Annotated in this window: 12 protein-coding genes; 5 read left to right on the forward strand and 7 right to left on the reverse strand. The window is 60.9% G+C overall.

The features are described from left to right. Positions 1–449 precede the first annotated feature (449 nt). Both AC1RO5_RS10735 and AC1RO5_RS10740 read left to right on the forward strand, forming a co-directional pair. Positions 450–1,787: an MFS transporter gene (locus AC1RO5_RS10735; RefSeq protein WP_493174857.1), complete on the forward strand. Its 1,338-nt coding sequence runs from the start codon at positions 450–452 to the stop codon at positions 1,785–1,787. 97 nt (positions 1,788–1,884) lie between these two features. Then, positions 1,885–3,507 (forward strand): methyl-accepting chemotaxis protein, encoded by a 1,623-nt coding sequence (locus AC1RO5_RS10740; protein WP_493174858.1) that lies wholly within the window; start codon positions 1,885–1,887, stop codon positions 3,505–3,507. A gap of 6 nt (positions 3,508–3,513) precedes the next feature. On the opposite strand, the gene AC1RO5_RS10745 is transcribed toward AC1RO5_RS10740, so the two are convergent. The 4 genes from AC1RO5_RS10745 to AC1RO5_RS10760 all read right to left on the reverse strand — a co-directional run bounded on the left by AC1RO5_RS10745 (position 3,514) and on the right by AC1RO5_RS10760 (position 7,335). Further along, the gene (locus AC1RO5_RS10745; RefSeq protein WP_493174859.1) at positions 3,514–4,392 is read right to left on the reverse strand and encodes a DMT family transporter; all 879 of its coding nucleotides are present in this window, start codon (positions 4,390–4,392) and stop codon (positions 3,514–3,516) included. 174 nt (positions 4,393–4,566) lie between these two features. After that, positions 4,567–5,382, reverse strand: a complete 816-nt coding sequence (locus tag AC1RO5_RS10750) for a sugar phosphate isomerase/epimerase family protein (RefSeq protein WP_493174860.1) — start codon at positions 5,380–5,382, stop codon at positions 4,567–4,569. Positions 5,383–5,384: 2 nt separating this feature from the next. Continuing rightward, entirely contained in the window at positions 5,385–6,440 is a 1,056-nt protein-coding gene (locus AC1RO5_RS10755; protein ID WP_493174861.1) for a Gfo/Idh/MocA family protein, read from the reverse strand. Between the two features lie 118 nt (positions 6,441–6,558). Next, the gene (locus AC1RO5_RS10760) at positions 6,559–7,335 is read right to left on the reverse strand and encodes an IclR family transcriptional regulator (protein ID WP_493174862.1); all 777 of its coding nucleotides are present in this window, start codon (positions 7,333–7,335) and stop codon (positions 6,559–6,561) included. A 175-nt stretch (positions 7,336–7,510) separates the two neighbouring features. Between AC1RO5_RS10760 and AC1RO5_RS10765 the strand changes: the two genes are divergently transcribed. The 3 genes from AC1RO5_RS10765 to AC1RO5_RS10775 all read left to right on the forward strand — a co-directional run bounded on the left by AC1RO5_RS10765 (position 7,511) and on the right by AC1RO5_RS10775 (position 11,274). Beyond that, positions 7,511–9,223, forward strand: coding sequence for an FAD-dependent oxidoreductase (locus AC1RO5_RS10765; RefSeq protein WP_493174863.1), 1,713 nt, complete (start codon positions 7,511–7,513; stop codon positions 9,221–9,223). Between the two features lie 195 nt (positions 9,224–9,418). Then, positions 9,419–10,312 carry a KPN_02809 family neutral zinc metallopeptidase gene (ypfJ, locus tag AC1RO5_RS10770; protein ID WP_413695094.1) on the forward strand — a complete coding sequence of 298 codons (894 nt, stop codon included), beginning with the start codon at positions 9,419–9,421 and terminating at the stop codon, positions 10,310–10,312. Next, positions 10,312–11,274 (forward strand): alpha/beta fold hydrolase, encoded by a 963-nt coding sequence (locus AC1RO5_RS10775; RefSeq protein WP_493174864.1) that lies wholly within the window; start codon positions 10,312–10,314, stop codon positions 11,272–11,274. The genes ypfJ and AC1RO5_RS10775 overlap by 1 nt, the downstream gene beginning before the upstream one ends. A gap of 33 nt (positions 11,275–11,307) precedes the next feature. Here AC1RO5_RS10775 and AC1RO5_RS10780 read toward each other — a convergent pair whose 3' ends face one another. The 3 genes from AC1RO5_RS10780 to AC1RO5_RS10790 all read right to left on the reverse strand — a co-directional run bounded on the left by AC1RO5_RS10780 (position 11,308) and on the right by AC1RO5_RS10790 (position 13,443). Continuing rightward, on the reverse strand, positions 11,308–11,901 hold the full coding sequence (locus tag AC1RO5_RS10780) for an HAD family hydrolase (RefSeq protein ID WP_138866345.1): 594 nt from the start codon (positions 11,899–11,901) through the stop codon (positions 11,308–11,310). Beyond that, positions 11,898–12,767, reverse strand: a complete 870-nt coding sequence (gene tesB, locus AC1RO5_RS10785; protein WP_465806752.1) for an acyl-CoA thioesterase II — start codon at positions 12,765–12,767, stop codon at positions 11,898–11,900. Before tesB ends, AC1RO5_RS10780 begins: the two co-directional genes overlap by 4 nt. A 106-nt stretch (positions 12,768–12,873) precedes the next feature. Further along, complete coding sequence (locus AC1RO5_RS10790; protein ID WP_493174865.1) at positions 12,874–13,443, reverse strand: GNAT family N-acetyltransferase; 570 nt, start codon at positions 13,441–13,443, stop codon at positions 12,874–12,876. Between the last annotated feature and the right edge of the window lie 41 nt (positions 13,444–13,484).

Below are 13,484 nucleotides of genomic sequence, written 5' to 3' on the forward strand. Positions count from 1 at the left end.
TATTGGCTTGACGAATCCGCACAGCAATTCAAAGTGTACTACCCGGTTAGTTTTGCGGGCGATTATCGAACACAATGGCGGTTGGCGAATTGACGATTTTTCGTCCACTGCGCACCATCGACACCACATTGAGTCCGGTCACGAACCCATGGACTCGGTTACCAAAGACCCTGAACACCACATAAAAATTTCAAAAAACGGGTACACGCTCATGCGCTCATTCAACGCCTTGTTTGCTTGCTCCACCGATCTCACGCCAGACCTGGTGCCCATCCGAACCTTGCGCCCCCTCGGCCGAACCGTGCCGCTCGCTGAATAAAACGTTGTCGTCACCTGACGAGAACACCTCAGCCGATCAATCTCACCCGCGCCCGTCGCCATCGATTGATCACGCGCCCTTGAAGTCCCGACAAGCCTCGCTTGTCAGTCATTGAACGGATGGCACACACATGTTTCCTTCTCAAAGCTCTCGCGTGGCTTCGGCCCAAAGCGTCGCCACTGGCGGCATCGGCGACAAAATCCGCGGCGCCATGGCTGTCGGCAAAACCCGTTGGGGAATGCTGGCACTGGTATTTTTCGCCACCACCCTGAACTACATCGACCGCGCCGCCCTGGGCGTCATGCAACCGATCCTCGCCAAGGAAATGAGCTGGACGGCGATGGATTACGCCAACATCAACTTCTGGTTCCAGGTCGGCTACGCCGTCGGCTTCGTGCTGCAAGGCCGGTTGATCGACCGGGTCGGCGTGAAGCGCGTGTTCTTCTTCGCGGTACTGCTCTGGAGCCTGGCCACCGGTGCTCATGGCTTGGCCACTTCGGCGGCGGGCTTCATGGTCTGCCGGTTCATTCTCGGTCTGACCGAAGCCGCCAACTACCCGGCCTGTGTGAAAACCACCCGGTTGTGGTTCCCTGCCGGCGAGCGTGCCGTGGCCACCGGTATCTTCAACGCCGGGACCAACGTCGGTGCGATGTTCACGCCGATGCTGCTGCCACTGATCCTCCACGCCTGGGGCTGGCAAGCCGCGTTCCTGTGCATAGCGTCGCTGGGCGCCATCTGGTTGCTGTTCTGGGGTCTGAAGTACTTCAACCCGGAAGATCACCCGAGCGTCAAACAATCGGAACTGGACTACATCCAGAAGGAAGTCGAACCGGAACAGACCCGCGTACCGTTCTCGAAAATCCTGCGCATGCGTGGCACCTGGGCCTTCGCCCTCGCCTACTCGATCACAGCGCCAGTGTTCTGGTTCTACCTGTACTGGCTGCCGCCGTTCCTCAATCAGCAATACAACCTGGGGATCAACGTGACCCAGATGGGTATCCCGCTGATCATCATCTACCTCACGGCTGACTTCGGCAGCGTCGGCGGCGGGATCCTGTCTTCGTTCCTGATCGGTCGCGGAATCAAACCGATCACAGCGCGACTGATGTCCATGCTCCTGTTCGCCTGCTGCATTATCGGCGTGGTCATGGCCGCCGGTTCGAGCAGCCTGTGGCTCGCGGTATTCGCCATCTCCCTGGCCATCGGCGCGCACCAGGCCTGGACCGCGAACATCTGGAGCCTGGTGATGGACTACACGCCTAAACACATGATGAGTACGGTGTTCGGTTTCGGCGGCATGTGCGCAGCCATCGGCGGGATGTTCATGACCCAGTTGGTCGGCCACATTCTGACCATCACCAACAACAACTACACCGTGCTGTTCACCATCATTCCGGCGATGTACTTCATCGCGCTGACCTGGATGTACTTCATGGCACCGCGCAAGATTCCGACCCTAAAAGATTGATACACCTCAAACGCAGGCCTGATCCCGGGCCTGCGTTTTTTTTTTGCGCGCGGTTTATCAATTTCCCCTTTTTTTCTCAACGCCACAGAGGCACACCATGTCGCCAGGTAACTTGAGCATCGCCAAACGTGCCGTGATCAGCTTCGGCGTCATCGCCCTGCTGGTCCTGTTGCAGGGACTATTCGCCCTCAATCAGGTCGCGCAGGTTCGCGCCACCGGCCAGCACACTGAAAACATCTCCCTGCCCAGCATTCGCCACCTGGGTGAAATCCGCGACTACATCCTGAGCATTCGCGTGCTCAGCTTGCGCATGGCGCTCAACCGCGATCCAAAGGTGCTCGATGCCACCGTCACACGCCTGCATCAAGTGCAGGGTTGGCTTACAGAGACGCTGGAAAAATTCACCCCGCTGGTCGGCGATTACAACCGGGGGCCGTACGAAAAGTTCGTCGCCACCGTCACCAGCTACCGCCAGGCGCTGGCGCAATACGAAGCGCTGTCGCGGGAAAACCGCAGTGAAGAAATGACCGCGTTGCTCAATGGCAAAATCCAGGACTACTCGACCCAGACCGGTGACCAGTTCGCCGAATTGATGGCTCTTTCCGCCAACGAAGTCAGCCTCTCGGCCAACCAGGCCGACTCGCTCTACAACCAGGTAAAAATCACCGTGATCGGTGCGCTGATCGCGGTTGCGCTCCTGACCCTGTGCCTGGCCTGGCTGTTGATTCGCAGCATCGTCATGCCGATCCGTCAGGCGGTCGAAGTGGCCGAGCAAGTGGCCGCCGGTGACCTGAGTCAACCGATCCGCAGCCACGGCGCCGATGAAACCGCACGCTTGCTCAAGGCCCTGTCGGCCATGCAGACCAGCCTGCGGGAAACCCTGCAACTGATCAGCGGCACGTCGACTCAATTGGCGGCCGCCGCCCTGCAGATGAATCAGAGCACTCAGCAGGACTCCAGTCGGCTGCAACAGCAACACAATGAAATCGAGCAGGCCGCCACGGCCGTCAACGAAATGACTGCCGCGGTGGAAGAAGTGGCGCGCAACGCGGTATCGACTTCCGACAGCACCCGCCAGTCAACGCAGCAAGCCAGCCAGGGCCAGGCGCGGGTGATTGAAACCCTGGATTCGATTCAGGCGATGAGCAGCAATGCGGGCACCGCACTGCAACAGGTCCAGACCCTGGCCGAGCAGTCCCGGGAAATCGGCAAGGTGCTGGACGTGATCCGCGCCATCGCCGAACAGACCAATCTGCTCGCGCTCAATGCCGCCATCGAGGCTGCGCGGGCCGGTGAAGCCGGACGTGGTTTCGCGGTAGTGGCCGATGAAGTTCGGGCGCTGGCGCATCGCACTCAGCAATCAACCCGGGAGATCGAACAGATCATTGGTCGGGTTCAGGGCGACACCGACGGTGTGGTGATGTCGATGCACGACAACAGTCAGCGTGTCGCCGAAACCCTGTCGATTGCTGAACAGGCGGGCCTGGCGTTGGCAGAAATCACCCGGGCGATGGAGCAGATCCATGAACGTAACCTGGTGATCGCCAGTGCCTCGGAGGAACAGGCGCAAGTGGCCCGTGAGGTGGATCGCAATCTGCTGAACATCCGCGACCTGTCGCTGGAAAGCGCCGACGCCTCGACTCGGACCAGCGCCACCAGCCAGGAGTTGTCGCGACTGGCGGACGGCCTGCAAAATCTGGTGGTGCGTTTCAGGTTTTGACCGGCCTCAGCGGCGGCTTTGTTGCCACGCCGCCGCCAACCCACTGCAGCAAATCACCGCGATCCCGACCACCGTGGTCAGGGTCGGCGTGTGAGAAAACAGCAACCAGCCCAGCAAACCGGCAAAGACAATCTGGCAATAGCCGAACGGCGCCAGCAGCGCGGGGGCGGCGTGGCGGAACGCCTGGGTCAGAAACAGGTGAGCCGTCATCCCGCAGGCGCCCAGTGCAACCATCATCAATCCATGCCCAAGGCTTGGCACTTTCCAGAAGAACGGCACCAGAGCACTCATCACCAGGGTGTTGCACAGGCCGGCAAAGAAGTTACTGGTGGTCGGACTGTCGATTTCACTGAGCTTGCGGGTGAGCAATTGATAGAAGCAGAAAAACAGCGCCGAGCAGAGCGGCAGCAAGACTGCTGGCGTGAACAGATCACCGCCGGGATGGACGATGATCAATACGCCGACAAATCCGCAAATCACTGCGATCCATTGGCCACGGGTGACCCGCTCACGCAGCAGTGGCACCGACAGCGCGGTGACCAGAACCGGTGCGAGAAAGTTGACCGCCGTGGCTTCGGCCAACGGGATGTACTGCAAACCGGTGGTGAAAAACAAACTGGTGCCCAACAGGCACAACGCCCTCAGCAACTGCAGCAACGGCCGTTTGGTGCGCAGAACTCGCATCCCCGATTGCGGCAGGAAAATCCCGGCCATCAGTAGGGTGTGAACCACATAGCGGGCCCAAACCACCATGACGATCGGATAGAAACCCGATAGATATTTCGACAAGGCGTCGTGACTGGAAAACAGGAAGGTCGCGACGACGATCAGCAGAATCCCTTTGAAGGGTTGGTTTACGCCGGAGAGCGGTGTGCTGACGGTCATGCAAGGCCTCTGGAATCAAATCAGAATGTGGCGAGGGAGCTTGCTCCCGCTGGACTGCGCAGCAGTCCCCAAATCAGCAAAGGTGTTCCGTCACTTCATATAAAGGGTCGTTGACGACCGCTTCGCGGCCGAACGGGACGGTGCGGCGGTCCGACAAGCTCCCTCGCCACAGGTTCAAAGGCGCGCCAACAATTCCCGGGTTTTATCCAACGCCATCTGCGCCCGTTGCAAACCGCTCACGCCCTGCTCCAGCAACTTCACGGTGGGAATCTCCAGGCTTAATGGAATATCGGCCGGCAAACACTGCAACAACCCCGCCAGATCACAATCGCCATCGCCCGGAAAACGCCGTTCGTTACGCGCCTGACGCAAAATCTCCGCCATGTCCGTTGGCCGTGGTCCCGCAACATCGCACAGCTGTGCATACCGTAACCGTGACGGGGCAACTTTGGCCAGATCTTCCAGCCGCGAACCCGATCGGTCGAAATGGAACGCGTCCACCAACACCGCACCATTTTCACGGTCAGCGTTTTCGACGACACGCACCGCTTGTTCAAGGTTGCGCGCATCGGTCCACGGCATGAACTCCAGGTGCGGATGCAGCCCGTAAGGCGCCGCCAGATCACACAACCGGGCGAAGTTCTCGGTGAGTCGTTGTTCGTCAGAATCGTTACCGGCCACCAGCAATTCGCTGGCACCAAATTCCGCTCCGACTGCCAGAATCTTCTCGAAGTCGGCGACGACGGTTTGCGGTTTAAGACGCAGGATTTCAACATCCAGCACACGAATACCGGTATCGCGCAACCGTGCCAGCGTCTCACGCCGTAAACCGACATCGGCTACCAGCGCAAAGTGATGTTCTTCGGGTGTCGCCGGTTCAAGGCGTAATCCGACATGGCTGTAACCGGCACGCGCCGCAACGTCCACCATCTCCGGCGGAGACAACTCCAGCACGGTCAGGCTGGCCAGGGAAAAGATCCGCTCACTCATGTTCATTCCTCGATCAACATCGGGGTGCAGGCACGACCGGTTTCGGCGGCCTCGCGAATCGCTTCAACCAGCGCCAGAGTGCGCGCAGCATCGGCAGCGCTCACCAATGGTTCGACTTCCCGACGTGCCACGCGCACGAAATGCTGCAACTGCAAACGCAACGCTTCATCGGCGCTGAAGCTTTCCTGCTCCGCCAGCAACGGTTGATGCCATCCGCCATCGACGTCGGCGTAATGCCAGCGCTTGAGCTGCGGAATGCTCAATGCACCGCCCGTCCCGGCCAGCAAGTAACACGGCTGATCGGCCTGGCGCGGGTAGACCGGGTTCTCCCCGGAATCCAGTTCCCAACTCCAGGGCGCCGCCACCGCGTCGGAACCGGTCAGGCTGCCCAGTGCGCCATTGTCGAATTGCAGCAACACCGCCGCGCAATCTTCGTTGGCAAACCCGCGCACCGCATTGCTGGTGATCGCCTGCACCTGCCGCACTTCGCCGCACAGATGGCGCAGCAGGTCGAGGTCGTGAATCAGGTTAGTCAGCAACATCCCCGCACCGGGCTCGCGGCGCCACGGCGTTTCGAAATAGCTGTCGGGTTTGCGCAGCTGCCAGAGCGCCGTCACCGTCGTCAGCTGCCCCAAAGCGCCACCCTGCACCAGTTCATGGGCGCGGACGATCAACGGATTGTGCCGGCGATGATGGCCGACCAGCACGGGAACACCGGTGGCTTTCGACGCAGCCACCAGTTCGCGCGCTTCATCCAGGTGCACACCGACCGGTTTTTCCAGCAGCACCGGCACGCCGGCGGCGAGGCAATCGAGCGCAGTGCTGACGTGGAGTGTGTTCGGGTTGGCGACGATCACTGCGTCTGGCTTCACCTGCTCCAGCATCTGACGGTGATCGGCGAAATACCCCACGCCCCATTCGGCCGCGAGGCCTGCCGCTTGTGGGCCGGGATCGGCAACCGCACACAACGTCGCTTGTGTCAGGGTTTGCAGATGCCGGTAATGCTGCTGGCCCATGTTGCCGGCACCGATCAGGGCGATGCGAAGGGGCGAAGTCATGGTGCGGTCCTCTTGTGATTATTGTCGGAAGGATGAATTCCGACAATTTAGAACCTGGTTCCAGATTCTTACACAAGCGAACCGTAAAAGTGTGCGAACAGCGCACACGATTAAAACGTCAGCTGAACAACTCAGAAGCCAGACTTGCGGCAGACAGCTCTTCAGTAAACTTCAACAACAGCGGCGCCAACTCATGCAACCGTGCCCCAGGCATCCGCGCGCTTGGCCCGGCAATGCTCAGCACCCCGATCACTCGACCATCGCCTGAGTGGCGCACCACCGCCGCAATCGCCGAGGTGCCCACGGCCGAACTCTCTTCGACCCAGGCATAGCCCTGCTCTCGCGCCAGACGCAGACGCTCCAGCAATTCAATGTTGGAGCGCGGCGCGTTTGGCCCCAGGTCTTTCGGCCGTTCGCTCCCCTGACGCTCCACCAGCGACAACGCTTCGGCATCGCTCATGCACGCCAGCCATGCGTGGCCCGAGGCGGTGTAGAACAATGGCGCATCACGGCCCATGTCCGGGTCGTAACGCAGCCCTGAGCGGGCGCCTTGAGACTTGGCGATCCAGACCTGCCGCTCGCCTTCAATAACGCCAAGGCGCACCAGTTCACCGGTTTCCTCGGCCAGGCGATCGAGCACCGGCTGCACGATATCCGCGCCGCTGCTCGACAGGTAACGGAAACCCATCGCCACCAGTTTGGTCGACAGGTGATAGCGCAGGTTCTCTGGATTCTGTCGCACGTAACCCAGCCGAATCAGCTCGGCGAGTAGCCGGTGAGTCGCACTTTTGGGGATGTCCAGTTGCTCCGCCAGCGTCTGCATCGGCAGGCCGCGAGGGTCACTGGTGAGGCTTTCCAGCACGCTGAAAACACGTTCGATCTGACTGCCGGCCATGGGGGGTTCCACTCGAAATTTGGCCGATTCTAGAAGACAAACCACGTAATGCGAAATCTGGAACCCACTGTCCGATAACCGCCCTCTTTACGCCCTTGAATGATTGCCGAGGCCAATCTCATTCTTATATTTTCTGGAATCAAATTCTAAAAATACGCGATGGAGCTTTTAGACGATGCCTGCCGAATCCACCCTCCTTGCGGACATCGAATGCGATGTGCTGATCGTCGGCTCCGGCGCAGCCGGATTGTCCGCAGCCGTTACCGCGGCCTGGCATGGTTTGAAAGTGATCGTGGTCGAGAAAGACCCGGTATTCGGCGGCGCCACGGCGTGGTCCGGCGGATGGGCCTGGGTGCCGTGCAATCCTTTGGCGCGGCGTGCCGGCATCGTTGAAGACGTCGAGCAACCGCGCACTTACCTGAAGCACGAATTGGGTGAGCGTTACGATCCGGCGATGATCGACGCGTTCCTTGAGGCTGGCCCGCGAATGGTCGCGTTCTTCGAGCAGCACACCTCCCTGCAATTCGCCGACGGCAACGCCATCGCCGACATTCATGGCGACACGCCGGGTGCCGGCACCGGTGGGCGCTCGGTGATCGCTGCGCCTTATGACGGGCGAAAAGTCGGCAAGCTGCTGAAGCGCCTTCGCAAAACCATGCGGGAAACTTCGTTCATGGGTATGCCGATCATGGCAGGGGCGGACCTGAGCGCATTTCTCAACCTGACTCGCTCTTTGCCCGCTGCATGGCACGTGACCCGGCGCTTTACCCGGCACCTGCTCGACCTCACCGTTCATGGCCGGGCGATGCAACTGGTCAACGGTGTTGCGCTGATCGCCCGGCTGGCAAAGTCCGCCGAAGACTTGGGCGTCTTGCTCTGGGAATCGGCGCCGGTGACCGAGTTGCTTCGCGAAGGCGATCAGGTGCAAGGCGCGATTGTCAGTACCGCCAAAGGTAAAACCCGCATCCGTGCGCGCAAGGCCGTGTTGCTCGCGGCCGGCGGGTTTGCCAATGACATCGAGCGGCGCAAGGCGCTGTTCCCTCGCACACCGACCGGCAACGAACACCTGGCGCTACCGCCTCTCGGCGTCGCCGGTGATGGTTTGCGATTGGGCGAAAGCGCCGGTGCGCGGGTCAGCACCGACATGGCATCGCCCGTGGCCTGGGCGCCGGTTTCGCAAGTGCCGCACAGTGACGGCAGCATCGGTCACTTCCCGCACATCATCGAACGCGGCAAACCGGGGATCATCGGTGTGCTGAGCAACGGCCAGCGCTTCGTCAACGAAGCCGACGGCTACTACGACTACGTGACGGCCATGGTCGCCGCCGCACCGCAGGGTGAAGAAGTCGCCTCCTGGCTGATCTGCCCCCATGGTTTCCAGCGGCGTTATGGCTTGGGCATCTCTCGGCCTTTTCCAGTACCGCTGTCATCCTTTATCCGCAGTGGCTATCTGAAAACCGGCAACACCGTCGAGGAATTGGCCCTGGCCTGCGGCATCGACCCAAGCGGATTGCGCAGCACGGTGGATGAGTACAACCGGCATGCGCGCAACGGTGAAGATCCGTTGTTCGGTCGTGGCTCGACGCCCTACAACCGCAAACAGGGCGATGCGTTGCAGCAGCCCAACCCGTGCGTCGCGCCGATTGAACAGGGCCCGTTCTACGCGGTGAAGGTTCAGCCTGGCTGCTTTGGCACCTTCGCCGGGCTCAAGGTCAACGAACACGCGCAAGTCCTCGACGCATCCGGTCAAGCCATCGCCGGGCTGTATGCGGCGGGCGGTGACATGGCCAGCATCATGGGCGGGCACTATCCCGCCGGGGGCATCAATCTTGGCCCGGCGCTGACTTTCGGCTACATCGCTGCACGGCATATCGCCGGTATAGCGTGAGTTTGATCAGTGATTCTCGAGACAAGCATTCGCCCACTCGGTAAAAACCTGTCGCCCTGAAGGAATTCGCTGGGCTATCCGTGTTCAATACAAGTCTGAAACATTCCGTGCGCAGTAAAAGACAGACGACCGGACTGGCGCCGCTCTCACTGACCAGCAACACTCATCACCATATTCAAACGAGGATTCCTCCCCATGCTTTGGAAAAAAGGCCGACGCAGCGACAACGTGGTCGATGCCCGTGGCGATGATGTCGGCGGTGGGGGCGGCGGGATGCGCTTCGGTGGAGGCAAGGGCCTGAGCCTGACGGCGATCCTGTTGATCGTCGGGATCGGCTGGATCACCGGCCAGGACCCGTTGCAGATCCTCGGCCAACTGACCGGACAGATGAGCGAGCAATCGGCCCCGGCCACCACCCAAACCCGCAAGGCACCACCGGCCAATGATGAAGGCGCCGAATTCGTGCGCTCGATCCTCGGCGATACCGAAGACACTTGGGGCCAGATTTTCCAGCAGGCCGGTCGGCAATATAAAGACCCGACCCTGGTGCTGTTCAGCAATCAGGTGAACTCGGCGTGCGGCCTGGCGACGTCGGCGACCGGTCCGTTCTATTGCCCGGCAGACCAGAAGGTCTACCTGGACATGAGTTTCTTCCAGGAAATGTCGCAACGCTTTTCCGCAGCAGGTGATTTCGCCCAGGCCTACGTGATCGCTCACGAAGTCGGACACCACGTGCAGACCTTGCTCGGTGTTTCGGCGAAGATTCAGACCGCTCGCCAACAGGGCCGCCAAATGGAGGGCGACGGTGGTTTGCTGGTGCGCCAGGAACTGCAGGCCGATTGCCTGGCCGGGGTCTGGGCCAACAATGCGCAGAAGCGCCTGAACTGGCTGGAACCCGGTGACATCGAAGAAGCCTTGAACGCCGCCAACGCCATCGGCGACGACCGCTTGCAACAGCAAGGTCAGGGCCGCGTGGTGCCGGACTCGTTTACTCATGGTACGTCAGCGCAAAGGGTGCGCTGGTTCAAAGCCGGATTCGCACAGGGCGAGATCGGCCAGTGCGATACCTTTTCTGCGAAGAATCTGTAATGCGTAAGTGGCTGCTGGCTCTGTTGATCACCTGCGCAAGTACCCAGGCGGCCGAGCATGGGGTCAAGGCAATCAGTTCCGGGCGCCTGCTGTTGAGCGCCGGCGAAATCGCCGTGGGCATCGGCCCGACACCGCCGGAAAAGATCGAACGGGTGCTGATCATCATCCATGGTCGTTTGCGCAACGCTGAAACCTACCGCCAGAGCGCCGAGCAGGCCGTCGAGCAAGCCGGGCAAAGCGCGAACACCTTGGTGCTCGCCCCGCAGTTCCTCAATGAAACCGACATCGCGAGCCATCCAGTGCCTGACAGCGTTTTACGCTGGCAGGGCAATGACTGGATGGCCGGCGGCTTGTCCACAGCACCGTTTACGTTGAGCTCCTATGCGGCGCTCGACGAAATCATCGCTCGCCTGGGTGATCGGCGACAGTTTCCGGACGTGAAGCAAATCGTCATCGCCGGTCACTCCGGTGGCGCTCAGGTGGTTCAGCGTTACGCCTTGTTGAGCCACCCTCAGCCAGCCCTCGACACAGCGGGGGTGAAGGTGCGCTATGTGATCGCCAATCCTTCGTCGTATGCCTATTTCAATGAGCAACGGCCGGTGGCGTTCAGTCACGCGGGGTGCCCGAACTTCAACCGCTGGAAGTACGGGCTGGCGGACTTGCCCGCCTATGCCGGTGGGCAAACGCCCGCGCAGTTGGAAGAAAATTACGTCAAACGTGACGTCGTTTATCTACTCGGGCAGCAGGACATCGACCCGAATCACCCGGCGCTGGATAAAAGTTGCGAGGCCAAAGCCCAGGGCGCGTCTCGTTTGATTCGCGGGCGCAATTATTTCAATTATCTGAAACGGCGCCATCCTCAAGGGTTGAGTCAGCAACTGATCGAAGTGCCCGGGGTCGGGCACAATGGGGACGAGATGTTTACCTCGCCCGAGGGGCAGAAGGCGTTGTTTGGTCAGTGAGTTTTGGGGCATCTGATCGGACGCCCCCCTCTCTCAAGCCGAAAGCAGCTGCCGTAACTCCACGCAATCGCGCGCATGCCAATCAGTCAATTCCGGCCACGGATTATCCGGCAGATTCACCAGTACCGTCCGCGTTCCCGCCGCCCGGCCGCAATCCAGATCGAAGCGGTAATCACCGACCATCACCATTTCACTCGCCGGCACCTTCCAGGCCTCGGCCAGTTTCAGTAAACCACCGGGATGCGGTTTGGGCGGCGCTTCATCGCGACCCAGTACATCCTCCACCGCAAAGCAATCAGCCAGTCCGATGGCCTCCAGCGTGACATGGGCCAGCTCGCGAGCATTGCGCGTGAGAATGCCCAGACGATAACCGCGCCCGGCCAACTCACGCACCAGTTCCACCGCGCCCGGCGCCGGTTTCGAACCCAGTGCCAGATCCCGCTCATGCTCCAGCAGCCACGCATGTTTGGCTGCTGCTTCTTCGGCCGGCAGCGCCGCGAGGTGAGTGAGGATGTCGTGTTCTGCAGGAATCGCCAACGCTACGCGGATCGCCGCGAAGTCATGCACGGCCACGGTCAGGGTGCCGTCCATGTCGAACACCCAGTGCCGCACTTCGGCCAGGCTCATGCCCAATCCTTGCGATGACGAATCAGGCCTTCCTGAGTGACCGAGGCCACCAGTTGCCCGGCACGGTTGAACACGCTGCCACGGGAGAATCCACGCGAGTTGCCGGCCCACGGGCTGTCCATGGCGTACAGCAACCAGTCATCGGCGCGCAGGTCGGCGTGGAACCACAACGCATGATCAAGGCTGGCGACCTGCATGTCTTTCTGCCAGACCGATTTGCCATGGGGCAGCATCGAGGTGGTCAGCAAGCCGAAGTCCGAGGCGTAGGCCAGCAGGTATTTGTGCAGCGCCGGGGTGTCGGCCAACGCACCGTCAGCACGGAACCAGACGTATTTGACCGGATCGGCAGGCTGCGGGTTGTAGGGGTCTTTTTCGGTCACCGGCCGGAATTCGATCGGTTTCGGGCACAGCAGTTTTTCGCGCATGTGCTCCGGAATCAGGTGTGCGCGCTGCTGAGTGAGTTCCAGCTCCGACGGCAGGTTCTCCGGGCCAACCACTTGCGGCATTTCGCTCTGGTGCTGGAAGCCCTCTTCGTCGTACTGGAACGAGGCGCTGCAGGTGAAAATCGGGTTGCCCTTCTGGATCGCCGTCACCCGGCGCGTGCTGAAACTGCCGCCATCGCGCACCCGATCGACCTGATACACCACCGGCAACTTGGCATCGCCCGGGCGCAGGAAGTAACCGTGCATCGAATGCACATGACGCGCCGCTTCGACTGTCTGACTGGCCGCCGACAGGGACTGGCCGAGCACCTGGCCGCCGAACAACTGACGGAAACCCAGGTCCTGGCTGCGGCCACGGAACAGGTTTTCTTCAATCGGTTCCAGGGTCAGCAGGTCTACCAGATCTTCCAACACTTGGCTCATTCAGACTCTCCTCACACAAAGCAATGCCGCGCAGTCTGGGCTGCGGCGGTCGATTCAGTTTATGGCCCGGTTCAACATGAGGGCCATTGTAAACGTCCGCGCCTGCTTATCCATGCAAGGTTTGCAGCCATTGCTCACGGGTGATGCGGTACAACACGTGCGGGCGCAGCGGATGATCGGCGACAAGCCTCGGATGCTCGAAGTCATCAACGGGGTCATGGTGCATGCCGATCGCCTGCATGACTTTTTGCGAAGGCAGGTTGGTTTCGGTGGTGAACGCCACGACCTCTTGCAGCGCCAAGCGGTCAAACCCGCAGCGCAGAGCGGTCCACGCCGCTTCGCTGGCATAACCCAGGCCCCAGTGCTCGCGCGCCAGGCGCCAGCCGATTTCGATGGCCGGCGTGAACGGCGCGTCGAAACCGACCACACCCAGCCCGGTAAACCCGATGAACGCCCCGGTGTCCTTGCGCTCCAGTGCCCAGAGGCCGAAACCATACTCGGCAAAATGCCCGCGAACCCGCCCGATCAGCGAGGCGCTTTCCAGCCGACTCAAGGGTGCCGGAAAATAACGCATCACCTGTGGATCGGCGCACATCGCCGCAAACGCCGGCAAATCCTCATCGCGCCACTGCCGTAACGACAGTCGCGCGCTTTCGAGTTCCAGTATCGGCTCCATCGTGCCCCGCCTCTCTGTTTCCATGCCGCAAGTCTACATCG

The organism is Pseudomonas sp. GW822-FHT02G04, from assembly GCF_058802085.1.